This is a genomic window from Streptomyces sp. NPDC101110 (genome assembly GCF_044759525.1).
In the GTDB taxonomy this organism is placed as follows: domain Bacteria; phylum Actinomycetota; class Actinomycetes; order Streptomycetales; family Streptomycetaceae; genus Streptomyces.
The window spans coordinates 20,424-43,739 of sequence record NZ_JBIVZM010000013.1 but is presented as its reverse complement, the minus strand read 5'-3'; the positions used below and the strand labels follow the sequence as shown (position 1 = coordinate 43,739).

Below are 23,316 nucleotides of genomic sequence, written 5' to 3'. Positions count from 1 at the left end.
TACGAACTTTTGAAGCCGAAGTCTAGTCGGACCCCCTCCGCGCCCCTATGGGGCCCGGATTTTGCTCATAACGCGTTATGAGACGTTGACCCCGAAGTCCAGCGCGATGCCGCGCAGGCCCGACGCGTACCCCTGCCCGACGGCCCTGAACTTCCACTCGCCCTGGTAGCGATAGAGCTCCCCGAAGATCATCGCGGTCTCGGTGGAGGCGTCCTCGCTGAGGTCGTAGCGGGCGAGCTCCTGACCGTCGGCCTGGTTGACCACACGGATGAAGGCGTTGCTGACCTGGCCGAAGGTCTGGCCCCGCTCGTCGGCCATGTGGATGGAGACCGGGAACACGATCTTGTCGCACTGCGGCGGCACCTTGGGGAGGTCGATCAGGAGCGACTCGTCGTCGCCGTCGCCCTCGCCGGTGAGGTTGTCACCGGTGTGCTCGACCGAGCCGTCCGGGCTCTTGAGCTGGTTGTAGAAGACGAACCACTCGTCCCCGAGCACGCGCCCGCTGCTGCACATCAGCGCGCTGGCGTCGAGGTCGAAGGGCGCTCCGGTGGTGGAGCGCGCGTCCCAGCCGAGCCCGACCATCACCTGGGTGAGATTGGGTGCGGCCTTGGACAGGGAGACATTGCCCCCCTTGGCGAGTGTGACGCCCATGTTGCTGTCCCTCCCCTTGGGGCCACAGGCCCGATGGTGTTACTGAGGTGGTCCTGCACGTCCGGCGCCGCACGTAAACCGTGCGGCGCCGGACGAGAGGCCTGGCGGGCCCCGGCGTCGGGGCCCGTCGGGTGGTTCAGACGTTCACGCCGAAGTCCTGCGCGATGCCGCGCAGGCCCGAGGCGTAGCCCTGGCCGATGGCGCGGAACTTCCACTCCGCGCCGTGCCGGTAGAGCTCACCGAAGACCATGGCGGTCTCGGTGGAGGCGTCCTCGCTCAGGTCGTAACGGGCGATCTCCGCCTCGCCGGCCTGGTTCACCACGCGGATGAACGCGTTGCGGACCTGGCCGAAGGACTGCTGGCGGGTCTCGGCGTCGTAGATGGAGACGGGGAAGACGATCTTCTCGATCTCCGGCGGGACGGCCGCGAGATTGACCTTGATCTGCTCGTCGTCGCCCTCGCCCTCACCGGTGATGTTGTCACCGGTGTGCTCGACGGAGCCGTCCGGGCTCTTGAGGTTGTTGAAGAAGATGAAGTGCTGGTCGTTGCCGACCTTGCCGGAGTTGTTCAGCAGCAGCGCGCTGGCGTCCAGGTCGAAGTCCGTGCCGGTCGTGGTGCGGACGTCCCACCCCAGACCGATGATGACCGCGGTCAGGCCCGGCGCCTCCTTGGTCAGCGATACGTTGCCGCCCTTGCTGAGGCTGACTCCCACGAGTCCTCCATTGGTGTCCAGGGGCGGGGTGCCCCGTTGTGCTCGGATGTCGGATCAACGAGTCGATCCTAGTGACGGGTTCCCGCCCCACCCAGGCCCTGAAGCCCGGATTCGAGCGGGTGTCGGGCGCATGCCGCCCGACCGGGCGTCACAGGGAGTCGAGCGCCTTCACGTAGTCGTTCAGGTCGCGCGCGTCCGGCAGGCCGTTGACGACGGTCCACCGCACGACGCCCTCCTTGTCGATGACGAAGGTGCCGCGCACCGCGCAGCCCTTGTCCTCGTCGAAGACGCCGTAGGCACGCGAGACGTTGCCGTGCGGCCAGAAGTCCGACAGCAGCGGGTACTCCAGGTTCTCCTGCTCGGCGAAGACGCGCAGGGTGTGGATGGAGTCGTTGGAGACGGCGAGCAGCTGGGTGTCGCGGTCGGAGAACTGCGGCAGGTTGTCGCGCAGCTCGCACAGCTCGCCGGTGCACACGCCGGTGAAGGCGAAGGGGTAGAAGAGCAGCACGACGTTCTTCCGGCCACGGAAGTCGGACAGCCGGACGGGCGCGCCGTGGTTGTCCTTGAGCTCGAAGTCGGGGGCCTTCTCGCCGACCTGGATCGCCATCGCTGTGGGTGTCCCTTCGTGGGGCTTTTCGGGTGGGACCACCCTACGCAGGCACCGGTACAGGCCGGTGGGCGGGCCGACAGCGCCGGCCCGCCGCACGGCCGTACGGCTAACGCTTGGACTTGGCGGCCTTGGGCGTCGCCAGCCGGCTGCCGCTCCAGTCCTTGCCGACGCTGACGCTCTTGGACGCCGTCAGACCCGCCGTGGTGGCGGCTTCCGAGATGTCGCTCGGCTCCACGTACCCCGAACGGCCGGTCTTCGGCGTCAGGAGCAGGATCGCGCCGCCCTCTTCGATGTACGTGGTGGCATCCACCAGCGCATCCGTCAGGTCGCCGTCGTCGTCACGGAACCACAGCACAACGGCATCGGCCACGTCGTCGTAGTCCTCGTCAACCAGGTCGGCCTCGATGATGCCCTCGATGGCCTTGCGGAGCTCCTGGTCCACGTCGTCGTCGTAGCCGATCTCCTGGACCACCTGCCCGGGCTGGAACCCCAGCCTGGCGGCAGGGTTCGTCCGCTCCTCCGCGTGGTCCGCGGTCGCGCTCACGGGTTGCCTCCTGATCATGTCTTGGGAATAACTCAGCCACGCGCGTGCGCGAAGCATTGGCCGTAGTCCACACGGGCGGGGCGGATCGCGCAAGTACCCGGCCGTTCAGACCGCCGAAACGGTGACGATCCTGGCCGTGTCACCGCAACTCCAGGCACACCATCATGGCCCGAGGTGATGCACACCACACCTTTCTGCCCTGTTTGGGCGTTTGGGAATCGTCTGTGGGTACGAGACTCGAAGGTATTCGCCCCATACGTCACGGACTCGATCTCACGTCTGGGTTACCGGTCGGTAGAGATGACGTTTCCCGGCCCCGAGGTGGACCATGGACAGCGGCGCGCCCCCCAGCGACGACGCCCCGGCGACGACAGCGAAACAGCGGCCCTCGCAGGCCCTCTGACAGGTAAGGAACAGCGTGGCTTCCGCATCCGATCGCAACCCGATCATCATTGGCGGCCTTCCGAGTCAGGTTCCTGACTTCGATCCCGAAGAGACCCAGGAGTGGCTCGACTCCCTCGACGCAGCGGTCGACGAGCGCGGCCGGGAGCGGGCCCGCTATCTGATGCTGCGGCTGATCGAGCGGGCCCGCGAGAAGCGCGTGGCCGTGCCCGAGATGCGCAGCACTGACTACGTGAACACCATCCCGACCAAGAGCGAGCCGTTCTTCCCGGGCAACGAGGACATCGAGCGCAAGGTCCTCAACGCCACCCGCTGGAACGCCGCGGTGATGGTCTCCCGGGCCCAGCGCCCGGGTATCGGTGTCGGCGGCCACATCGCCACGTTCGCGTCCTCCGCGTCCCTCTACGACGTCGGCTTCAACCACTTCTTCCGCGGCAAGGACGACGGCCTCGGCGGCGACCAGGTGTTCTTCCAGGGCCACGCCTCGCCGGGCATCTACGCCCGCGCGTTCCTGCTGGACCGGCTCAGCGAGGAGAACCTCGACGGCTTCCGCCAGGAGAAGTCGAAGGCGCCGCACGGCCTGTCCTCGTACCCGCACCCGCGGCTGATGCCGGACTTCTGGGAGTTCCCGACGGTGTCGATGGGCCTCGGCCCGATCGGCGCGATCTACCAGGCGCGGATGAACCGCTACATGCACGCGCGCGGGATCGCCGACACCTCGAAGTCGCAGGTGTGGGCCTTCCTCGGCGACGGCGAGATGGACGAGCCGGAGTCGCTCGGCCAGCTCACCCTCGCCGCCCGCGAGGGCCTGGACAACCTGACCTTCGTCGTGAACTGCAACCTGCAGCGCCTCGACGGCCCGGTGCGCGGCAACGGCAAGGTCATCCAGGAGCTGGAGTCGGTCTTCCGCGGCGCCGGCTGGAACGTGATCAAGCTGGTCTGGGACCGCAGCTGGGACCCGCTGCTCGCCCAGGACCGCGACGGCGTGCTCGTCAACAAGATGAACACCACGCCGGACGGGCAGTTCCAGACGTACGCCACGGAGACCGGCGCGTACATCCGCGACCACTTCTTCGGTGACGACCACCGGCTGCGCGCGATGGTCGAGGGCATGTCCGACGACCAGATCCTGCACCTGGGCCGCGGCGGTCACGACCACCGGAAGATCTTCGCGGCCTACAAGGCGGCCGTGGAGCACAAGGGCCAGCCGACGGTGATCCTCGCCAAGACGATCAAGGGCTGGACGCTGGGCCCGAACTTCGAGGGCCGCAACGCCACGCACCAGATGAAGAAGCTGACGGTCGACGACCTCAAGCGCTTCCGCGACCGTCTGCACCTGCCGATCCCGGACAAGGAGCTGGAGTCCGGCGTGCCGCCGTACTACCACCCGGGCCGGGACTCGGAGGAGATCCAGTACATGCACGACCGCCGCAAGGGCCTCGGCGGTTACGTCCCCACGCGCGTGGTCCGCTCCAAGCCGCTGGCCCTGCCCGAGGACAAGACGTACGCGACCGTGAAGAAGGGCTCGGGTCACCAGTCCATCGCGACGACGATGGCGTTCGTCCGGCTCCTCAAGGACCTCATGCGGGACAAGGAGATCGGCAAGCGGTTCGTGCTGATCGCGCCGGACGAGTACCGCACGTTCGGCATGGACTCGTTCTTCCCGAGCGCGAAGATCTACAACCCGCTCGGCCAGCAGTACGAGTCTGTCGACCGCGACCTGCTGCTCGCCTACAAGGAGTCGCCGAACGGCCAGATGCTGCACGACGGCATCTCGGAGGCGGGCTGCACGGCCTCGCTGATCGCGGCCGGCTCGGCCTACGCCACGCACGGCGAGCCGCTCATCCCGGTCTACGTCTTCTACTCGATGTTCGGTTTCCAGCGCACCGGCGACCAGTTCTGGCAGATGTCCGACCAGCTGGCGCGCGGTTTCGTCCTGGGCGCGACCGCCGGTCGTACGACGCTGACCGGTGAGGGCCTCCAGCACGCGGACGGCCACTCGCAGCTGCTGGCCTCGACGAACCCGGGCTGCGTCTCCTACGACCCGGCGTTCGGCTTCGAGATCGCCCACATCGTGAAGGACGGCCTGCGCCGGATGTACGGCGGCTCCGAGGAGCACCCGCACGGCGAGGACGTCTTCTACTACCTGACCGTCTACAACGAGCCCATCCAGCACCCGGCCGAGCCCGAGAACGTCGACGTCGACGGCATCCTCAAGGGCCTCTACCGGTTCAGCGAGGGCACGGCCGGCTCGATCCCCGCGCAGATCCTGGCGTCCGGTGTCGCGCTCCCCTGGGCGATCGAGGCGCAGCAGATCCTGGCCGAGGACTGGAACGTCAAGGCGGACGTCTGGTCGGCGACCTCGTGGAACGAGCTGCGGCGCGAGGCCGTGGCCTGTGAGGAGCACAACCTGCTGCACCCCGAGGAGGAGCAGCGGGTGCCGTACGTGACGCGCAAGCTCGCGGACGCGCAGGGGCCGGTCGTGGCCGTGTCCGACTGGATGCGGGCGGTTCCGGACCAGATCGCGCGCTGGGTGCCGCAGACGTACCAGTCGCTCGGCGCGGACGGTTTCGGCTTCGCCGACACCCGGGGCGCGGCCCGGCGGTTCTTCCACATCGACGCGCAGTCGATCGTGGTCGGCGTGCTGACCGAGCTGGCCCGTGAGGGCAAGGTCGACCGCTCCGTGCTCAAGCAGGCCATCGACCGCTACCAGCTGCTCGACGTGTCGGCGGCCGACCCGGGAGCCGCGGGCGGCGACGCGTAGGGACATCGAGGGCCCGATCCGTGGGGCGGCACCCTGGGGTGCCGCCCCTCGCGTTTCCTACCATGCATCCATGACGCTCCCGATGACCGCCTCGACCACTCTGGCCCGTTGGGAACGGCGCACCCAGGGTCCGCTGCTGGCGCTGGCCGTGCTCTTCGCGATCGCCTACGCGATACCGATCGTGGCCCCCAGGGCTCCACAGGACCTGCTCACCGCATGCCATGTCACCAACTGGGTGGTGTGGGCCGCTTTCGCCGCCGACTACCTGGTCCGTCTGTGGCTGGCCGAGGACCGGCTGCGGTTCGTGCGCGGCAATCCCCTGGCGCTGCTGGCCGTGGTGCTGCCCCTGGCGCAGCCGCTGCGGCTGCTGAAGCTGGTGTCGATGCTGTTCCTCGCCGGGCAGCGGGCGCGGATGGCGTCGCAGGTGCGGGTCACCACATACGTCGCGGGGTCGTGCCTGGGACTGCTCGTCTTCGGTGCGCTGGCCGTGCTGGAGGTGGAGCGGGACGAGCCCGGTGCCTCCATTCACACCCTGGGGGACGCGGTCTGGTGGGCGTTCACCACGATGACCACCGTGGGGTACGGCGACATGGCACCGACCACCGGGCTGGGCCGGATGCTGGCGGTCGGGCTGATGCTGTCTGGGATCGCCCTGCTGGGTGTGGTGACGGCGAACATCGCCGCCTGGTTCATCGCCCGGTTCGAGAAGGACGACATCGAGGAGCGGCGGCAGACCGAGGCGATCCGGGAGCTGACGGAGGAGGTCCGGGCGCTGCGGGGCGAGTTGGCGGCGCTGAAGGGGACCTCGGTGGAGTCATGAGAGGGCCCCCGGTCGAACGGCCGGGGGCTCTTCCCACATGCTTCACCCGGGTCAGAACATGCCCACGCCCGGTGTGGCCGCTCCGGACAGCCAGATGACGGCCAGGAGCGTGTCGATGGCGCCCAGGACCAGGGCGATCACGGCCGTAGTGGGGCGGGACCCCGACCAGGTGCGGCCCATGGCGAGCCAGCCGCAGACCATCGCGGCGGGACCGAGGACGATCCCCAGCACGAAGAAGCCTGCTACGGCGCAGATGACTCCGATGAGTCCGAGCGTCGCGCGATCCGTCCCGGCCCGTGACCACGTCCGGCCACGTGAGCGGGGGTGCCTGCGCGTACCGTGTCCGAAGCTCGCCATCATCAACTCCCGTAAACCCTCGATCGGTTGGGGTTCTCTTCGGGTATGACATGGCGGGTACCCCGTCGGCGCGCGTTCATCCCGCTGCCTGCGCGCCACCCCCCTCCGGCAGCGCGCCGCAGCGTCCGTCCTCCATGCCCTGCGGAGGACTTGACCCACTGTGACCTGCGGTGCGGGCCGGAGGGGAGAGTTCAACGGTTTTGTTCACTCCGATGAGCGAACGAGCCGCCGGAGAGCGTCAGATGTGCGCCGCGCCCGCACCGGCTTCGGCGTTCTCGCCTCGCTTGGTGAGGAACGCGACGAACACGGCCACGGCCGCAACACCCGCGGCGGTCAGGGAGGCGAGGCTCATACCGTCGATGAACGTGGTGTGCGCCACTTCGGTGATCTTCGCGGCGATCTGCTCGGGCGTGCCCGGGGGGACCGGGGCGGCGCCCTGCTGGACGGCCAGCGTGGCCTGTTCGGACTGGGCCGGAGTGAGCGGCGGCAGCCCGGCATCGGCCCAGTTGCCGGCGAACTCGCTGTCGACCTTGGACGCCATGACCGCGCCCAGCACGGCCGTACCGAGACTGCCGCCGACCTGCATGGCGGCCTGCTGGAGACCACCCGCGACGCCCGAGAGCTCCATCGGGGCGTTGCCGACGATGACTTCGGTGGCGCCGACCATGACCGGTGCGAGGCCGAGGCCGAGCAGGGCGAACCAGACGGACATGACGCCACTGCCCGTGTGCGCGTCCAGGGTGGACATGCCGTACATGGCGATCGCGGTGAACGCCATGCCGCCCGCCAGCGGGATCCGCGGGCCGAGCTTGGTGATCATCACACCGGCGAGCGGGGAGCCGACGATCATCATGCCGGTGAGCGGCAGCAGGTGCAGACCGGCGTCGATCGGGCTCATCCCGTGCACGTTCTGGAGGTAGAACGTCACGAAGAACAGGCCGCCCATGAAGGCGATGGCCATCAGGACCATGAGGACGACTCCCGCCGACAGCGGCACGGAGCGGAACAGCGCCAGCGGGATCAGCGGCTCCTTCACCTTCGTCTCCCAGACGGCGAAGAGCCCGAAGCCGACGAGTGAAGCGATGATGAACGCCCAGGTCTTGAGGTCGCCCCAGCCCCACTCGGGTGCCTTGATCAATGCCCAGACGAGGCAGAACATCGCGCCGGACAGCAGGGCGATGCCCAGCAGGTCGAAGGAGCGCGGGGCGTTCTCGGCGCGGTGGTCGAGCAGGATCAGCACGCCGAGGACGACGGCGAGGACACCGACCGGCACGTTGATGAAGAACACCGACTGCCAGTTGACGTGCTCGACGAGCACACCGCCGAGGATCGGACCGCCCGCGGTGGACGCGCCGATGACCATGCCCCAGATGCCGATGGCCATGTTCAGCTTCTCGGCCGGGAACGTGGCCCGCAGCAGTCCGAGCGCGGCCGGCATCAGCAGCGCCCCGAACAGGCCCTGGAAGACACGGAAGACGATGACCGCCGTGATGCCCTGGGACAGCCCGATGGCGCACGAGGAAGCGGCGAAGCCCGCCACACCGATGAGGAAGGTCTGCCGGTGGCCGAAACGGTCACCCAGCTTGCCGGCGGTGATGAGGGAGACGGCGAGGGCGAGGAAGTAGGCGTTGGTGATCCACTGGAGATCCGACCAGGAGGCGCCGAGGTCCTTGCCTATCGCCGGGTTGGCGATGGCCACGATGGTGCCGTCGAGGGCCACCATCATGACCCCCACAGCGACGGTGATGAGGGTGAGCCAGGGGTGCCCTCGCAGCCCCTTGCCCGGCGTCGCGTCCGACGGGCCCGCCGGTCCCGCGCCCCCCGACCCCGTCTTGTCGATGGTGGTCTGACTAGTCATACCGCGAGGCTAATGACAGCCACTGACAATTGACAAACCAATTCACTAGTCGGTAACTGACACGACATCCCCGTATAGCCTGAACTGCGGGAACACTTCGAAAGAGAGGCATGACGTGAACCTGCGCGAGCGCAAGAAACGGCGCACCCGGGACGCACTGCTGCGGGCCGCGCTGGAGCTCTTCGCCACGCGCGGGTACGAGGAGACGACCGTCGACGACATCGCCGCCGCCGTGGACGTCTCGCAGCGCACCTTCTTCCGCTACTTCGCCGGCAAGGAGGAGACCGCGTTCTTCGTGCCGCGCCTCGCGGAGACGCTCGTCGTCGAGGCCCTGCGCACCCGCCCTCCGGGCGAGGCGCCGCTGGAGGCGCTGCGCCGGGCCGTGCTGGAGAGCTGGGACGCGATCAACGAGGCCGTGGCCGAGCTCGTGCCGATCGAGCTCCACATGCGCGTCTACCGGGTGATCGAGTCCACGCCCGCGCTGCTCGCCGCCCATCTGCGGCGCTCGGCGGAGCTGGAGGAGCAGCTCGCGTGCATCATCGCCGAGCGCGAGGGACTCGACGTGGACCTGGACCCCCGGCCGAGGATCGTCGTCGCCCTCTTCGGCGGGGTGATTCGCGTCACCGAACGCTTGTGGTCCGCGGGGGACGACGTCACCCTCGACGGAATGCGTGAACTCACCACCGCATACCTGGATCAGGTGGGCCCCGCACTGGCCGGGAACTGGCGTGCGGAGCAGTCCCCTTAACAGATCCACCGAAACGTGATCCCGGTCACTTGGTTAACGCGAGACCCTCTCGTTCTCCTAGTGTGTCCTTTCAGTGACTTCCTTCGACACCTCCCCGCAACCGAACGTCTGGCGCGCACTGCTCGCTCTGGCCGTCGTGTTCGTGATGCTGGCGACCACCGGCTGGACGGCCCTGCGCAACCAGCGGGGCGCCACGCCGCTCCAAGCCTCGCTCTCCGCCTGGGAGCACGGCCGGATCGGCGGGCACCGGCTGCCGGACCCGCAGTCCGAGCCGACGAAGCTGGCCCGCTTCTTCTCCTCGCTCACCGAGCAGGACCGTTCGACCCTGGTCCGCAAGTACCCGCTCGCGGTGGGCAACATGAACGGCGCGCCGGTCGAGCTGCGCTACCGCGCCAACCACCTCGCCCTCGCCAAGGCGCGCAAGGTCGAGCGGGAGCGCATGCACGACGAGCGCCTCACCCCGGCCGGGCAGCACGAGGCGGGCCGCAGGATGCACCGCTTCGAGGACCTCATGGAGCCGGGCCGGCACATCCTGGCCTTCGACCCGGAGGGCTCGGGCCGGGTGGCGGAGGTCTTCGGCAACCTGCGCAGAGCGGAGCGGGTCTCGGTCGTCGTCCCCGGTGTCGACACCGACCTGCTCACCTTCCAGCGCACCCAGCGCAAGTACTCCGCGCCCGTCGGCATGGCCGAGTCGCTGTACGCGGCCGAGCGGCAGGTGAGCCCCTCGACCCGCACGGCCGTCATCGCCTGGGCCGATTACACGGCGCCCAGCGGACTCGGCATCGACTCGGCCACGGCGATGCGTGCCGAGGAGGGCGCCGTGCGGCTCGACGCGCTGGTGCGCGCCTTGCCGGGCGGCTCGCCCGTCTCGCTGTTCTGCCACAGCTACGGTTCCGTGGTGTGCGGGGTCGCCGCACACGCGCTGCCGGGCCGGGTGTCCGACATCGCGGTCGCGGGCAGCCCCGGCATGCGGGTCGAGAAGGCGGCCCAGCTGCAGACGGGCGCCCGGGTGTGGGCGATGCGGGACTCCGACGACTGGATCCAGGACGTGCCCTACCTGGAGGTCGGCGGACTGGGCCACGGAGCGGATCCGGTGTCCGCCGGGTTCGGGGCGCGAGTGCTGTCGGCAGCGGGCGCGAAGGGTCACGCGGGCTACTTCGAGCCCGGAACGGCAAGTCTGTTCAATTTCGCAGAGATCGGCGTCGGCGCATACCGCTCGGTGCACTGCGCGCACGAAGACGGCGTCTGCCGTACCGGTTTGTCCGGCACGGCGGCGGCCTGACGCGCGTAGAGACCGAAGAAATCGCGGTCTGCTCGGAAGGGGGACGGAGGGGCGCGTGCCGCATACGATGAGCCGCATGGGTGACGTACTGGCCGGATTGCATGCCGTATGGGAGTTCGAGTCCGACTCCGTGCTCATCCGTTACGAACGGGGGATTCGAACACCCAAGCTCTTCCAGGCCCTCGGGGAACGTCGTGTGCCCCTGGAGGCGATGGCCGGGGTGACACTGACCCGCGGGAAACGCGGCACGGTCGTGCTGCGCATCGAGCCACGCCCCGGAGCGGACCCGTTGATGGAGGCGGCCGCCGGACAGCTGAAGGAGAGCGGCGACCCCTACCGGCTGGTGCTGCCCGCCGACCGCGAGGTCCTCGCGGAGTACTACGCCGACGAACTGCGGACGCTGCTGACGGAGTCCGGGCCGGTGGACCGGTTCCTGGTGAAGCCGCCCGAGGGGCCGCTGTCGTTCAAGGCGTACGACGGGAAGGCGACGTTCGACGGACGCACCGTGAACTTCCGGTGGTTCTGGACGGGGGCGTCGTCGGCGAAGTGGAAGGCGGGCGACCAGAGCTTCTCCGTCGGCGAGCTGAACGGGGTGGAGTGGCGGTCGCCCGAGGTCTTCGAGGGGCATTTGCGGCTTTTGCACAGAGATGCGGGGGTGGCGACGGCCCAGGCCGATCAGGATCCCGCAGCGGTGGTGTTCGGGCTGGGGTACGGCCCCGTGCACGAGTCGCTGCCGTTCGCGGCGGCGGTGCTGGCGGCGGTGCGCACGTCCAGTCCGGTGCCGGCCGTACCGGCCGGCGGTCCGCGCCGGGATCCCGCGGACATCGCCGACCGGATTCGTCACCTGGGCGAGTTGCATCAGGCCGGGTTGGTGACGGATGAGGAGTTTTCGGTCAAAAAGGCCGAGTTGCTCTCTGAGCTTTAGCGTCTGCCGGGTTCGGCGAGTGGACGGGCGCGGGTCGTGCGTGGCTGTTCGCCAGTTCCCCGCGCCCCTGAGGCACTCCCCTACTCCCTGCCTGCCGACGTGAACGCCATGTCCGCGTACCGTGTGCCCGCCACCTGGGCCGCTATGCCGTCCAGGAGGTCCAGTTCCTCGTCGGTCAGGACGATCCCGGTCGCCGCCGTGTTCTCCTCCACCCTGGTGGGCTTGCGGGTGCCGGGGATCGGGATGACCGGGAGGTCGTGGACCGTCGCCTGCTGCTGGGCCCAGGCCAGGGCGATCTGACCCAGGGTCGCGCCGTGCGCCTCGGCCACCGCGCGGATCAGCTCCAGCAGGTTCGCGTTCGCCGTGGCGTTGTCGCCCGTGAAGCGGGGCTGCTGGCGGCGGAAGTCACCGGCGGTCAGGTCCTGGTCGGCATCGGTGAAGGAGCCGGTGAGGAAGCCCCGGCCGAGCGGCGAGTACGCGACGAGGGCCACGCCCAGCTCACGGGCCGCCGGAACGACGTGCGCCTCGATGTCCCGGCTGAACAACGACCACTCCGACTGCACGGCGGCGATGGGGTGGACGGCGTGGGCGGCCCGCAGTTCCCCGGCCGTGACCTCGCTCAGGCCGAGGTGCTTGACCTTGCCCTCGCGGACCAGGTCGGCCATGGTGCCGACGCTCTCCTCGATCGGCACGTTCACATCGCGCCGGTGCATGTAGTAGAGGTCGATGGCATCGACGTCCAGACGCTTCAGGCTCGCCTCGACGGCCTGGCGGATGTAGGGCGGGTCGTTGCGGACGATCCTGCGTGTGGGGTCGTCCGGGGGGATCGACAGGGCGAACTTGGTGGCGATGACGATCTCGTCGCGGTGGGCCTTGAAGAAGGGCGAAAGGAACCGCTCGTTCTCGCCGGCGCCGTACGCGTCGGCCGTGTCGTAGAGGGTGACGCCCAGTTCGAGCGCCCGCTCCAGGGTGGCCCGGGACGCGTCCGCGTCCGCGGGGCCGTAGCCGAAGCTCATGCCCATGCAGCCCAGGCCCTGGACGCTCACCTCGGGACCGTGGTCGCCGAGCTTCGCCGTCGTGATCCTGCCGTCCGTCATCGGGACCTCTCCGACGCCAGGGCACGCCCGGCGTCCGCGTAGAAACTGATCTTCCGGTCGAGCACGGCGAGCGTGCCGCGGAGTTCGTCGATCCGGGCCAGGACGTCCTCGCGGGTCGTCTTCAGCAGCTCGAAGCGCTCGACATAGGTGTGGTCGCCCTCGCGCACCAGTTCCGCGTACCGGACCATGTCCGCGACCGGCATGCCCGTCAGGCGGAGTTTGCCGACCAGGTCGAGCCAGTCGAGGTCGCGGTTGGTGTAGCGGCGCTGACCGGTGTGGGAGCGGTCGATGTGCGGCATCAGGCCGATGCGCTCGTACCAGCGCAGGGTATGAGCCGTCAGGCCGGTCAGGGCGACGACCTCGCTGATCGTGTAGCGGTCCTGGCCGTCCGGGCGCCGGTTCTGCTGCGGCGTGCCGGCACAGGTGTCGGTCCCGGTCGCCGTGGTCTCCATCACCGTCATGGCCCCCACGCTAGAACCTTGGAGTGCACTCCAAGCAAGCGACGACGGTAAGAAATCGGCAGGACGTCTCCTGATCCGGCTGGTTAGCGTACGGACCCATGAGTGCTGTACGTCGCGCCCTGCCCGAGGACGCCGAGGAAGTTCTGCGGCTGCGCCAGGTCATGATCGACTCACTGTTCGCCTCCGACTCCTCCCTCGCCTGGCACGGGGAGTCGCTGCCCGCGCTGAGGGCCAAACTGGGCCAGACGGACGGGGACTTCACGGCGTTCGTCGTCGACCACCCGGAGCGGCCGGGGGCGTTGGCCTGCCTGGTGGCCGGGACGATCGACTACCGCATCGGCAGGGCGTCCGACCCGCAGGGCATGGTGGGTTTCGTGTTCAGCGTCGCCACCGACCCGGACGCCCGGCGCCGGGGGTACGCCCGGGCCTGCATGACCACGCTGCTGGGGTGGTTCCGCGAGCGCGGCGCCCGGCGCGTGCAGCTCACCGCCTCGCCGGAGGCCGAGCCGCTGTACATCTCCCTCGGTTTCCGCCCCAAGCCCGACCCTTTGCTGGAGCTCGCGCTCTGAGCGCATAGGCTCGAACGCATGTCGCTGAAGAGCCTCGCCTTGATCGAGAACTGGCCGGTTCCCACCGCCGCCGCGGGAGTCGTACGAGCCGACGGCACCGTCCTCGGCCGCCACGGACCGGCCGGGCAGCGCTTCCCGCTCGCGTCGGTGACCAAGCCGCTGGCCGCCTACGCGGTGCTGGTCGCGTACGAGGAGGGGGCGATCGAGTTCGACGAGCCGGCGGGTCCCGCCGGGTCGACGGTCCGGCACCTGCTCGCGCACACCTCGGGCCTCGCCTTCGACGAGCACAGGGTGACGGCCCCGCCCGGGGAGCGGCGGCTGTACTCCAACGCCGGCTTCGAGCAGCTCGGCGACCATGTCGCGAAGGTCACCGACATCCCGTTCGCCGAGTACCTGCGGCAGGCCGTGCTGGAGCCGCTGGGCATGACCTCGACGGCCCTGGAGGGCTCGCCGGCCAAGGACGGCGTGTCGACGGTGGAGGACCTGCTGCGGTTCGCGGCCGAGGTGCAGGCGCCGCGGCTGCTGGATCCGCGTACGGTCGCCGAGGCGATGAGTGTGCACTACCCGGGCACCAAGGGCGTCCTGCCGGGGTACGGGCGCCAGAACCCGAACGACTGGGGGCTGGGTTTCGAGATCCGCGACTCCAAGTCGCCGCACTGGACGGGTTCCTCGTCCTCACCCCGCACCTTCGGGCATTTCGGTCAGTCGGGTACGTTCCTGTGGATCGACCCGGACGCGGGAGCGGCCTGCGTGGCGCTGACGGACCGGGCGTTCGGGCCGTGGGCGATCGAGGCGTGGCCTACGTTCACGGACGCGGTCCTGGCAGAACTGTAGAACGCCTGCCACCCAGGTCGTGTCCGCGAAGTCCCACCCCGCGCGACACCCGGCACGACCTAGCCCATCTCCCAGATGAGCAGCTCCGCCTCCGTCACGCCCTCGGCCTCCAGGCCCTTGGCGTCCGTGATCCGGGCCGCGTCACCGGGGCGGAGTTCCTCGCCGTCCAGCCGGACCTCGCCGCGGACGAGATGGACGTACGCGTACGCCCCGTCGGGCACCGCCGTCCGTTCCCCGGGCCCCAGGCGGCGCACGTGCAGTATCGCTCCGGCCTCGGGGACGGCGTAGGGCGTGGCGTCGGCGATGCCGTGGACGACCTCGTAGGACGGGTCGCCGCCGGGGTCGAGCGGGGCCAGCCACATCTGGACGAAGGTCAGGGGCCCGGGGCCGTCGTTGCGTTCCACGTGCCGCACCCCGCCCGCCGAGCTGAGCCGCTGCACGTCGCCGTGGCGTACGACCGACTCGTGCCCCGCGGAGTCCCGGTGGGTCAGCTCGCCCTCCACCACCCAGGTCACGATCTCGGTGTGGCTGTGCGGATGCTCGTCGAAGCCGGCCCCGGGCGCCAGCCGCTCCTCATTGCACGCGAGCACGGCACCGAAGCGGAGGTTGTCCGGGTCGTAGTGGGACCCGAAGGAGAAGGCGTGCCACGACTCGATTCCGGCCGAAGGGTCGCCGCCCCGGTAGCGCTCGCCCGCGCGCCGAATGTCCATCACGCGCTCCACCGTAGACCCGGCGACCCACCCGCCCGTCCGGATAAGGCAGTCTTGTCCCGTGCCCGAACCCGAAACCAGCAAGAACGAAGCCGCAGCCCACGACGTCCATCAGCATGCCGCGACGCTGAAGCGACTGGAGAAGTCGTCCGGATCGCTCGCCGCGCAGGCCATCGCGCGGATGGACGAGACGCTGCCCTGGTACCGGGCCATGCCCCCGGAGAACCGTTCCTGGATCGGTCTGGTCGCACAGGCGGGTATCGCCGCGTTCACCGAGTGGTTCCGGCATCCGGACGCCCCGCAGGCCATCTCCACCGACGTGTTCGGCACCGCGCCGCGCGAACTGACCCGGGCGATCACCCTGCGCCAGACCGTGGAGATGGTGCGCACCACCATCGAGGTCATGGAGAGCGCGATCGACGAGGTCGCGGCCCCCGGCGACGAGCGGGTGCTGCGCGAGGCACTGCTCGTCTACGCCCGGGAGATCGCCTTCGCCACGGCCCAGGTGTACGCGCAGGCCGCCGAGGCACGCGGCGCCTGGGACGCCCGGCTGGAGTCCCTGGTGGTGAACGCCGTGCTCAGCGGCGAGGCCGACGAGGGTGCCGTCTCCCGGGCCGCCGCGCTCGGCTGGAACTCGCCCGAGCACGTGTGCGTGGTCCTCGGCACGGCGCCCGACGGCGACTCGGAACTGACCGTGGAGGCGATCCGCAGGGCCGCCCGGCACGCCAAGCTCCAGGTGCTCACCGGGGTGCTCGGCGACCGCCTGGTGGTCATCGCCGGCGGCAGCGACAACCCGCTGGCCGTGGCCAAGTCGCTCATCGGCCCGTTCGCCGCCGGGCCGGTCGTCGCGGGCCCGGTGGTGCCGGACCTGCTGGCCGCGACCCGGTCGGCGCAGGCCGCCGCGGCCGGGCTGAAGGCGTGTTCCGCCTGGCAGGACGCCCCGCGTCCGGTCCTGGCCGACGATCTGCTCCCGGAGCGGGCCATGGCCGGCGACCCCTCGGCCCGAGAGCAGTTGGTGGAGGAGATCTACAGACCGCTGGAGGAGGCCGGGGCCGCGCTCCTGGAGACCCTGAGCGTCTACCTCGAACAGGCGAGCAGCCTCGAGGGGGCCGCCCGGATGCTGTTCGTTCACCCCAACACCGTCCGCTACCGGCTTCGACGTGTGACTGACGTCACCGGATGGTCACCCTCCGATGTACGCTCTGCGTTCACCCTGCGGATCGCGCTGATCCTGGGGCGTCTGGTCGATGGAGATCCTCAGCCCTAGGGTTTTGTCGAAGCTCGACAAAACCCCTCCGTGTTCTTCGTCCCTGTCCCCACGGGCGGTTGTGCCCGTCCCCAAGAGAGAGTGTGAGAGTGCTCGTACTCGTCGCTCCCGGCCAGGGCGCTCAGACGCCCGGCTTCCTGACTGAATGGCTCGACCTCCCCGGTGTTCGCGGTGCCCTCGAGGCCTGGTCCGACGCCGCGGGGATCGACCTGATCCGTTACGGCACCGAGGCCGACGCGGAGGAGATCCGCGACACCGCGGTGGCGCAGCCGCTGCTGGTGGCGGCCGGACTCGCGTCCGCGAACCTGCTGTTCGGCGACCAGGCCGAACTGCCGCAGAAGGTCGGCGCGATCGCCGGTCACAGCGTCGGTGAGATCACCGCCGCGTCGCTCGCCGGGGTGCTCCCGCACGAGGAGGCCCTCCGCCTGGTCCGCACCCGCGGGCTCGCCATGGCCGAGGCCGCCGCGGTCACGGAGACGGGCATGGCGGCGCTGCTGGGCGGCGACCCCGCCGTCACCGTCCCACACCTGGAGAAGCTGGGCCTGACCCCGGCGAACATCAACGGCGCGGGCCAGATCGTCGCGGCCGGCACCAAGGAGCAGCTGGCCGCGCTGGAGGCGGACAAGCCCGAGGGCGTGCGCAAGGTCGTCGCGCTGAAGGTCGCGGGCGCGTTCCACACGCACCACATGGCACCGGCCGTCGACACGCTGGCCGAGGCCGCCATGGCCCTGGCGCCCGGCGACCCGAAGGTCCGCTACGTTTCGAACAAGGACGGCGGGACCGTCGCCGGCGGCGCCGAGGTGCTGGAGCGCCTGGTCGGCCAGGTCGCCAACCCGGTCCGCTGGGACCTGTGCATGGAGACCTTCAAGGAGCTCGGTGTCACGGCCCTGATCGAGCTGTGCCCCGGCGGTACCCTCACCGGTCTCGCCAAGCGGGCCCTGCCCGGGGTGAAGACGCTGGCCCTGAAGTCCCCCGCCGACCTCGACGCGGCTCGCGAGCTCATCGCCGAGCACGCCTGACCGCCGCCCCCAAGGAGCCGACCGCATGGCGAAGATCAAGCCCAGCAAGGGCGCCCCGTACGCACGCATCCTCGGCGTCGGCGGCTACCGCCCGACCCGGGTCGTGCCGAACGAGGTGATCCTCGAGACGATCGACTCGTCCGACGAGTGGATCCGTTCGCGCTCCGGCATCGAGACCCGGCACTGGGCGAACGACGACGAGACGGTCGCCGCGATGTCGATCGAGGCGTCCGGCAAGGCGATCGCCGACGCCGGGATCTCCGCCGAGCAGATCGGCGGCGTGATCGTCTCGACCGTCTCGCACTTCAAGCAGACCCCGGCCGTCGCCACCGAGATCGCCGACAAGCTCGGCACCGCCAAGGCCGCCGCCTTCGACATCTCGGCCGGCTGCGCGGGCTTCGGCTACGGCCTGACCCTCGCCAAGGGCATGATCGTCGAGGGCTCGGCGCAGTACGTCCTGGTGATCGGCGTGGAGCGGCTGAGCGACCTGACCGACCTGGAGGACCGTGCGACGGCCTTCCTGTTCGGCGACGGCGCCGGCGCGGTCGTCGTGGGCCCGGCCGACGAGCCCGCCATCGGCCCCACCGTCTGGGGCTCCGAGGGCGACAAGTCCGAGACGATCAAGCAGACCGTGCCGTGGACGGACTACCGTTCCGGCGAGGTCGCCAAGTTCCCCGCCATCACGCAGGAGGGCCAGGCGGTGTTCCGCTGGGCCGTGTTCGAGATGGCGAAGGTCGCCAAGGAGGCGCTGGACGCCGCCGGCATCACCGCGGACGACCTGGACGTCTTCATTCCGCACCAGGCCAACGAGCGGATCATCGACTCGATGGTGAAGACACTCAAGCTGCCGGAGTCCGTCACGGTCGCACGTGACGTACGCACCACCGGCAACACCTCGGCCGCCTCGATCCCGCTCGCCATGGAGCGGCTCCTGGCGACCGGCGAGGCGAAGAGCGGCGACACCGCGCTCGTCATCGGCTTCGGGGCGGGTCTCGTCTACGCCGCGACTGTCGTTACCCTCCCCTAGGCACTCCGTGCCGGATCATGCGATCCGGTGCGCGAGGAAATACCCGCCACACCCTCTGGATATCTACGAAGGAGCGCCAACATGGCCGCCACTCAGGAAGAGATCGTCGCCGGTCTCGCCGAGATCGTGAACGAGATCGCCGGCATCCCGGTTGAGGACGTCCAGCTGGACAAGTCCTTCACCGACGACCTGGACGTCGACTCGCTGTCCATGGTCGAGGTCGTCGTCGCCGCCGAAGAGCGCTTCGACGTCAAGATCCCCGACGAGGACGTCAAGAACCTCAAGACCGTCGGTGACGCGACCGACTACATCCTCAAGCACCAGGGCTGAGCAGCCGATCCGGCCCTCCGGGCTGACTGCCCCGCCACCCGGCGGTGGCGCCGCTTAATCCTCGATTCCGTTGGAGAAAGAATTCCCGTGAACTCGACCAATCGCACCGTGGTCGTCACCGGTATCGGCGCAACCACACCGCTGGGTGGCGACGCAGCCTCTACCTGGGAGGGCCTGATCGCCGGCAAGTCCGGTGTCAAGCCCCTGGAGCAGGACTGGGCGGCCGACCAGGCCGTCAAGATCGCGGCCCCGGTCGCCGTGGAGCCGGCCGAGGTCATCCCGCGGCCGCAGGCCCGCCGACTGGACCGCTCGGCGCAGTTCGCGCTGATCGCGGCCAAGGAGGCCTGGGCGGACGCCGGTTTCGAAGCGAAGGCCGGCGAGGACCCGAACATCGACCCCGACCGGCTGGGCGCGGTCATCGCCTCCGGCATCGGCGGCGTGACGACGCTGCTCGACCAGTACGACGTGCTGAAGGAGAAGGGCGTCCGCCGCGTCTCCCCGCACACCGTGCCCATGCTGATGCCCAACAGCCCCTCGGCCAACGTGGGTCTGGCCGTGGGCGCCCGGGCGGGCGTGCACACGCCGGTCTCAGCCTGCGCCTCCGGCGCCGAGGCCATCGGCTACGCCATCGAGATGATCCGCACCGGCCGCGCCGACGTCGTCGTCGCGGGTGGCACGGAGGCGGCGATCCACCCGCTGCCCATCGCCGCGTTCGGCAACATGATGGCGATGTCCAAGAACAACGACGACCCGCAGGGCGCGTCGCGTCCCTACGACACCGCCCGGGACGGCTTCGTCCTCGGTGAGGGCGCCGGTGTCGTCGTCCTGGAGTCCGCCGAGCACGCCGCGAGGCGCGGGGCCCGGGTGTACGCCGAGGCGGTCGGGCAGGGTGTCTCCGCCGACGCGCACGACATCGTGCAGCCGGAGCCGGAGGGGCGGGGCATCTCGCACGCCCTGCAGAACCTGCTGGACCGCAACGACCTGGACCCGGCGGAGATCGTGCACGTCAACGCGCACGCGACGTCGACGCCGGCCGGGGACATCGCCGAGCTGAAGGCGCTGCGGAAGGTGTTCGGCGACGACGCCGACCACTTCGCGGTGTCCGCGACGAAGTCGATGACCGGGCATCTGCTGGGTGGTGCGGGTGGTGTGGAGACGGTGGCGACCGTGCTCGCGCTGTACCACCGGGTGGCGCCGCCGACGATCAACGTGGAGAACCTCGACCCGGAGGCCGAGGCGAATGCCGACGTCGTCCGGGGGGAGGCTCGGAAGCTGCCCGTCGAGGGGCGTATCGCCGCGCTGAACGACTCGTTCGGGTTCGGTGGGCACAACGTGGTGCTGGCGTTCCGGACGGTTTGATCCTGAGCGTTGTACGGCCCGAACTCCCTGATGGGGTTCGGGCCATCGCCGTTTCTGTGACGTTGTGTGCCGCGTGCGGGTCCGTGCGGGTTGATCGTGCAGTTCCCCGCGCCCCTGAAAGAAGGGCGTTGCCGCCCTGGTCTCTCTAGACCACCTGGTGCAACCAGCGGACCGGGGCGCCTTCGCCGGCGTAGCGGAAGGGTTCCAGTTCGTCGTCCCAGGGCTTGCCGAGCAGCTTGTCGAGGTCGGCTTCCAGGTCCGTCTCCCCCTGGCGGCTGCGCTGGAGGGCCGCCCTGAGCCGGTCCTCGGGGATGAGGATGTCGCCGTGGATGCCGGTGACGGCGTGGTAGATGCCGAGGTCGGGGGTGCAGCTGTAGCGCTCGCCCTCGGCGGTGGGGCAGGGTTCCGCGGTGACCTCGAAGCGCAGCAGGTGCCAGCCGCGCAGCGCCGAGGCCAGTTTGGACGCCGTACCCGCCTGGGCCTGCCAGGAGAATTCCGAGCGCCAGGTGCCCGGGGCGGCCGGCTGGCGGATCCAGTCCAGGCTGACGCGTGTGCCGAGCACCCCGGCGACGGCCCACTCGACGTGCGGGCACAGCGCGCGCGGCGCGGAGTGCACGTACAGAACTCCACGTGTCGTCACCGGAACCTCCGGGCAGAGTGGGACATGGTGCAAACGGGCGGAACGGCTGTGACCGGGCGGGTCACGTTGATGGCGAGGCTACCGTGCGGTGGCGCAAGGAGTGTGACGTACGGTCGGTCCAGGTGCCGGGAAACGCCCGCCATTCACCCAGGGGGACGCTTGTACGGGTGTGAGCCGTTGCACCTGATCGGTCGGGAACCCTCGTGCGTTGTTATGGGTTGGGGAGACAGGCACGGCGTGGCGAGGGGATGGACCAGGGATGCGGAAGCGGGGCCGGCGCACACGGGGCGTTCTGGCCGTGGTCGCGGCGGCCGTGCTGGGTGTCGCCGGGTGTGATGCCGTGGGGGGCGATTCCGCCGCGCCGTCGCAGAGCGCGAAGCCGTCGCCGAAGCCCACTCCCCTGTGGGACCGCAGCCCCGCGTCCGTCGCGGCCGTCGGTGACTCGATCACGCGCGGGTTCGACGCCTGTGACGTGCTGTCGGACTGCCCGGAGGCGTCCTGGGCGACCGGCGCCAGCCCCGAGGTCGACTCGCTCGCGGTGCGGCTGCTGGGCAGGACCGGGGCCGCCGAGCGGAGCTGGAACTACGCCGTGACCGGGGCGCGGATGGCCGACCTGCCCGGGCAGGTGGCCCGGGCGGTGCGGCGCGAGCCCCAGTTGGTGACGGTGATGGTGGGGGCCAACGACGCCTGCCGGTCCACGCCCTCGGCGATGACTCCGGTCTCCGCCTTCCGCGCCGATTTCGAGGACTCCCTGCGTTCCCTGCGCAAGGCCCTGCCGAAGGCGCAGGTGTTCGTGGCGAGCGTGCCGAACCTGAAGCGGCTGTGGTCGCAGGGCCGCACCAGCCCCTTGGGCAAGCAGGTGTGGAAGCTGGGCATCTGCCCGTCGATGCTCGGTGACGCGGACGCCCTGGACTCGGCGGCGACCCTGCGGCGGGACACGGTGCAGGAGCGGGTGGAGGCCTACAACACGGTCCTCAAAGAGGTCTGCGCCGAAGACGAGCGCTGCCGCTACGACGGGGGCGCGGTGTACGACTACCGCTTCGGCACCGCCCAGTTGAGCCGCTGGGACTACTTCCACCCCAGTGTGAACGGGCAGGCCCGCTTGGCGGAGATCGCGTACCGCACCGTCACCGCGAAAGGCCCCCTGACCTAGAGTTCCGCACATGAACGAACTCTTCGGAACACTTTCCGACGGGACCCCGGTGCGCCGCTGGACCCTGGAGCGGGCGGGCGTGCGGGTGCGGGTCCTGTCGTACGGCGGGATCGTGCAGTCCGTGGAGGTGCCGGACCGGGAGGGCCGGTCCGGTGACGTCGTGCTGGGGTTCCCGGATCTCGACGGGTACCTGGCCCACCCGGAGCCGTACCTGGGTGCCCTGGTCGGGAGGTACGCCAACCGGATCGCCGGTGCCCGGTTCACCCTGGACGGGCGGACGTACGCGCTGGAACCGAACAACGGGGCGAACTCGTTGCACGGTGGCCCGCGGGGCTTCGACAAGCGGGCGTGGGAGGCGGAGCCCGTGGAGCACGGGGTCCGGCTGACCCGGATCAGTCCCCACGGCGAGGAGGGATTCCCCGGGCGCCTGGAGGTCACGGCGACGTACACGCTCGACGTGAGCGGGTCGCTGCGCATCGCGTACGAGGCGGTGACGGACGCGCCGACCGTGGTGAACCTGACGAACCACAGCTACTTCAACCTGGCCGGTTCCGGTGACGCGGGCGGCCACGAGCTGCGGCTGGCCGCCTCCCGGTACACACCGGTCGACGCGGATCTGATTCCCACCGGCGGCCCCGAAGGGGTGAGCGGTACGCGGTTCGACTTCCGCGAGGCACGCAAGACCGGCTCCGGATACGACCACAACTTCGTGCTCGACAAGGGGGTGACGGACACCGCGGTCGAGGTCGCCGAGCTGCACGACCCGGCGTCCGGGCGGGTGCTGACGGTGGCGACCACCGAGCCCGGACTCCAGCTGTACACCGCCGACCACCTGGGCGAGCCCTTCGCGCCCGGTGACGGCATCGCGCTGGAGACCCAGCACTTCCCCGACTCGCCGAACCGGCCGGACTTCCCGACGACCGTGCTGCGGCCGGGTGAGGTGTTCCGCTCGGAGACGGTGTACGGGTTCGGCACCCGCTGAGCCGCCCGTGGCAGACCACGAGCCCCGGTCCGGAGGTCAGGTCCCGGACCGGGGCTGCCTGGTGGGGAACGTGTCCCGGATCAGACGTTAATCGCCGCCGTGGCCCCGCGGTCCGTGATCGAGCGTCCGGCCTGGATCTCGTACGAACCCTTCACAAACGGTCTGACGCGGTGCGGGAGAGGCGGCGGCGGTCCT

Annotated in this window: 24 protein-coding genes; 14 read left to right on the top strand and 10 right to left on the bottom strand. The window is 70.0% G+C overall.

Features of this window, described 5'->3' with window-relative positions; genetic code table 11:
• Positions 1–75 precede the first annotated feature (75 nt).
• The 4 genes from ACIQU3_RS27370 to ACIQU3_RS27355 form a co-directional block, all read right to left on the bottom strand.
• A complete protein-coding gene (locus tag ACIQU3_RS27370) occupies positions 76–651 on the bottom strand; it encodes a TerD family protein (protein ID WP_030836941.1) in 576 nt (191 codons plus the stop codon).
• Between the two features lie 136 nt (positions 652–787).
• Positions 788–1,363, bottom strand: coding sequence for a TerD family protein (locus ACIQU3_RS27365; protein ID WP_403731670.1), 576 nt, complete (start codon positions 1,361–1,363; stop codon positions 788–790).
• A gap of 148 nt (positions 1,364–1,511) precedes the next feature.
• Positions 1,512–1,970: a peroxiredoxin gene (locus tag ACIQU3_RS27360; protein WP_234845262.1), complete on the bottom strand. Its 459-nt coding sequence runs from the start codon at positions 1,968–1,970 to the stop codon at positions 1,512–1,514.
• 109 nt (positions 1,971–2,079) lie between these two features.
• The gene (locus ACIQU3_RS27355) at positions 2,080–2,517 is read right to left on the bottom strand and encodes a DUF3052 domain-containing protein (protein WP_062926619.1); all 438 of its coding nucleotides are present in this window, start codon (positions 2,515–2,517) and stop codon (positions 2,080–2,082) included.
• A 418-nt stretch (positions 2,518–2,935) separates the two neighbouring features.
• On the opposite strand from ACIQU3_RS27355, the gene aceE reads away from it, so the two are divergent.
• Both aceE and ACIQU3_RS27345 read left to right on the top strand, forming a co-directional pair.
• Positions 2,936–5,683 (top strand): pyruvate dehydrogenase (acetyl-transferring), homodimeric type, encoded by a 2,748-nt coding sequence (aceE, locus tag ACIQU3_RS27350; protein WP_403928177.1) that lies wholly within the window; start codon positions 2,936–2,938, stop codon positions 5,681–5,683.
• A gap of 70 nt (positions 5,684–5,753) precedes the next feature.
• Entirely contained in the window at positions 5,754–6,503 is a 750-nt protein-coding gene (locus tag ACIQU3_RS27345; protein ID WP_403731661.1) for a potassium channel family protein, read from the top strand.
• A gap of 51 nt (positions 6,504–6,554) precedes the next feature.
• On the opposite strand, the gene ACIQU3_RS27340 is transcribed toward ACIQU3_RS27345, so the two are convergent.
• Complete coding sequence (locus tag ACIQU3_RS27340) at positions 6,555–6,863, bottom strand: small hydrophobic protein (protein WP_403731658.1); 309 nt, start codon at positions 6,861–6,863, stop codon at positions 6,555–6,557.
• A 235-nt stretch (positions 6,864–7,098) separates the two neighbouring features.
• Entirely contained in the window at positions 7,099–8,718 is a 1,620-nt protein-coding gene (locus ACIQU3_RS27335; RefSeq protein WP_403928175.1) for an MFS transporter, read from the bottom strand.
• Between the two features lie 115 nt (positions 8,719–8,833).
• On the opposite strand from ACIQU3_RS27335, the gene ACIQU3_RS27330 reads away from it, so the two are divergent.
• From ACIQU3_RS27330 to ACIQU3_RS27320, 3 genes are all read left to right on the top strand, one after another.
• Positions 8,834–9,466, top strand: a complete 633-nt coding sequence (locus ACIQU3_RS27330) for a TetR family transcriptional regulator (RefSeq protein WP_403731653.1) — start codon at positions 8,834–8,836, stop codon at positions 9,464–9,466.
• 73 nt (positions 9,467–9,539) lie between these two features.
• The gene (locus ACIQU3_RS27325; protein ID WP_403928172.1) at positions 9,540–10,748 is read left to right on the top strand and encodes an alpha/beta hydrolase; all 1,209 of its coding nucleotides are present in this window, start codon (positions 9,540–9,542) and stop codon (positions 10,746–10,748) included.
• A gap of 76 nt (positions 10,749–10,824) precedes the next feature.
• Entirely contained in the window at positions 10,825–11,673 is an 849-nt protein-coding gene (locus ACIQU3_RS27320; protein WP_403731647.1) for a DUF4429 domain-containing protein, read from the top strand.
• Positions 11,674–11,753: 80 nt separating this feature from the next.
• Here the strand turns inward: ACIQU3_RS27320 and ACIQU3_RS27315 are convergent, their stop codons facing one another.
• On the bottom strand, positions 11,754–12,770 hold the full coding sequence (locus ACIQU3_RS27315; RefSeq protein ID WP_403731644.1) for an aldo/keto reductase: 1,017 nt from the start codon (positions 12,768–12,770) through the stop codon (positions 11,754–11,756).
• Positions 12,767–13,231, bottom strand: a complete 465-nt coding sequence (locus ACIQU3_RS27310) for a MerR family transcriptional regulator (RefSeq protein WP_403731639.1) — start codon at positions 13,229–13,231, stop codon at positions 12,767–12,769. Before ACIQU3_RS27310 ends, ACIQU3_RS27315 begins: the two co-directional genes overlap by 4 nt.
• Before the next feature lie 98 nt (positions 13,232–13,329).
• On the opposite strand from ACIQU3_RS27310, the gene ACIQU3_RS27305 reads away from it, so the two are divergent.
• Together ACIQU3_RS27305 and ACIQU3_RS27300 are read left to right on the top strand one after the other, a co-directional pair.
• Positions 13,330–13,800 (top strand): GNAT family N-acetyltransferase, encoded by a 471-nt coding sequence (locus ACIQU3_RS27305; protein WP_403731636.1) that lies wholly within the window; start codon positions 13,330–13,332, stop codon positions 13,798–13,800.
• 18 nt (positions 13,801–13,818) lie between these two features.
• Positions 13,819–14,634, top strand: a complete 816-nt coding sequence (locus tag ACIQU3_RS27300; RefSeq protein ID WP_403928170.1) for a serine hydrolase domain-containing protein — start codon at positions 13,819–13,821, stop codon at positions 14,632–14,634.
• A gap of 59 nt (positions 14,635–14,693) precedes the next feature.
• Here the strand turns inward: ACIQU3_RS27300 and ACIQU3_RS27295 are convergent, their stop codons facing one another.
• Positions 14,694–15,344: a pirin family protein gene (locus ACIQU3_RS27295; RefSeq protein ID WP_403731630.1), complete on the bottom strand. Its 651-nt coding sequence runs from the start codon at positions 15,342–15,344 to the stop codon at positions 14,694–14,696.
• A gap of 61 nt (positions 15,345–15,405) precedes the next feature.
• On the opposite strand from ACIQU3_RS27295, the gene fasR reads away from it, so the two are divergent.
• From fasR to fabF, 5 genes are all read left to right on the top strand, one after another.
• Positions 15,406–16,611 (top strand): fatty acid biosynthesis transcriptional regulator FasR, encoded by a 1,206-nt coding sequence (fasR, locus tag ACIQU3_RS27290; protein WP_403731627.1) that lies wholly within the window; start codon positions 15,406–15,408, stop codon positions 16,609–16,611.
• An 89-nt stretch (positions 16,612–16,700) separates the two neighbouring features.
• On the top strand, positions 16,701–17,630 hold the full coding sequence (locus tag ACIQU3_RS27285) for an ACP S-malonyltransferase (RefSeq protein ID WP_403928168.1): 930 nt from the start codon (positions 16,701–16,703) through the stop codon (positions 17,628–17,630).
• A 25-nt stretch (positions 17,631–17,655) separates the two neighbouring features.
• Positions 17,656–18,657, top strand: a complete 1,002-nt coding sequence (locus ACIQU3_RS27280) for a ketoacyl-ACP synthase III (RefSeq protein ID WP_403731621.1) — start codon at positions 17,656–17,658, stop codon at positions 18,655–18,657.
• A gap of 81 nt (positions 18,658–18,738) precedes the next feature.
• Positions 18,739–18,987, top strand: coding sequence for an acyl carrier protein (locus tag ACIQU3_RS27275; RefSeq protein ID WP_003989952.1), 249 nt, complete (start codon positions 18,739–18,741; stop codon positions 18,985–18,987).
• An 87-nt stretch (positions 18,988–19,074) separates the two neighbouring features.
• Positions 19,075–20,346, top strand: a complete 1,272-nt coding sequence (gene fabF / locus ACIQU3_RS27270) for a beta-ketoacyl-ACP synthase II (RefSeq protein ID WP_403731617.1) — start codon at positions 19,075–19,077, stop codon at positions 20,344–20,346.
• A gap of 145 nt (positions 20,347–20,491) precedes the next feature.
• On the opposite strand, the gene ACIQU3_RS27265 is transcribed toward fabF, so the two are convergent.
• Positions 20,492–20,986: a DUF3145 domain-containing protein gene (locus tag ACIQU3_RS27265; protein WP_403731615.1), complete on the bottom strand. Its 495-nt coding sequence runs from the start codon at positions 20,984–20,986 to the stop codon at positions 20,492–20,494.
• A 259-nt stretch (positions 20,987–21,245) separates the two neighbouring features.
• Here ACIQU3_RS27265 and ACIQU3_RS27260 point away from each other — a divergent pair, with 259 nt between their 5' ends.
• The gene (locus ACIQU3_RS27260; protein ID WP_403731612.1) at positions 21,246–22,139 is read left to right on the top strand and encodes an SGNH/GDSL hydrolase family protein; all 894 of its coding nucleotides are present in this window, start codon (positions 21,246–21,248) and stop codon (positions 22,137–22,139) included.
• Positions 22,140–22,149: 10 nt separating this feature from the next.
• On the top strand, positions 22,150–23,121 hold the full coding sequence (locus ACIQU3_RS27255) for an aldose epimerase family protein (RefSeq protein WP_403928165.1): 972 nt from the start codon (positions 22,150–22,152) through the stop codon (positions 23,119–23,121).
• Positions 23,122–23,316: the final 195 nt, after the last annotated feature.

Coding starts and splice junctions, on each gene's coding strand:
- ACIQU3_RS27305 (WP_403731636.1), top strand. CDS start 13,330: ATGAGTGCTGTACGTCGCGCCCTGCCCGAGGACGCCGAGGAAGTTCTG.
- ACIQU3_RS27280 (WP_403731621.1), top strand. CDS start 17,656: ATGGCGAAGATCAAGCCCAGCAAGGGCGCCCCGTACGCACGCATCCTC.
- ACIQU3_RS27255 (WP_403928165.1), top strand. CDS start 22,150: ATGAACGAACTCTTCGGAACACTTTCCGACGGGACCCCGGTGCGCCGC.
- ACIQU3_RS27300 (WP_403928170.1), top strand. CDS start 13,819: ATGTCGCTGAAGAGCCTCGCCTTGATCGAGAACTGGCCGGTTCCCACC.
- ACIQU3_RS27295 (WP_403731630.1), bottom strand. CDS start 15,344: ATGGACATTCGGCGCGCGGGCGAGCGCTACCGGGGCGGCGACCCTTCG.
- ACIQU3_RS27370 (WP_030836941.1), bottom strand. CDS start 651: ATGGGCGTCACACTCGCCAAGGGGGGCAATGTCTCCCTGTCCAAGGCC.
- ACIQU3_RS27275 (WP_003989952.1), top strand. CDS start 18,739: ATGGCCGCCACTCAGGAAGAGATCGTCGCCGGTCTCGCCGAGATCGTG.
- ACIQU3_RS27360 (WP_234845262.1), bottom strand. CDS start 1,970: ATGGCGATCCAGGTCGGCGAGAAGGCCCCCGACTTCGAGCTCAAGGAC.
- ACIQU3_RS27310 (WP_403731639.1), bottom strand. CDS start 13,231: ATGACGGTGATGGAGACCACGGCGACCGGGACCGACACCTGTGCCGGC.
- ACIQU3_RS27335 (WP_403928175.1), bottom strand. CDS start 8,718: ATGACTAGTCAGACCACCATCGACAAGACGGGGTCGGGGGGCGCGGGA.
- ACIQU3_RS27260 (WP_403731612.1), top strand. CDS start 21,246: ATGCGGAAGCGGGGCCGGCGCACACGGGGCGTTCTGGCCGTGGTCGCG.
- ACIQU3_RS27345 (WP_403731661.1), top strand. CDS start 5,754: ATGACGCTCCCGATGACCGCCTCGACCACTCTGGCCCGTTGGGAACGG.
- ACIQU3_RS27320 (WP_403731647.1), top strand. CDS start 10,825: ATGGGTGACGTACTGGCCGGATTGCATGCCGTATGGGAGTTCGAGTCC.
- ACIQU3_RS27315 (WP_403731644.1), bottom strand. CDS start 12,770: ATGACGGACGGCAGGATCACGACGGCGAAGCTCGGCGACCACGGTCCC.
- ACIQU3_RS27340 (WP_403731658.1), bottom strand. CDS start 6,863: ATGATGGCGAGCTTCGGACACGGTACGCGCAGGCACCCCCGCTCACGT.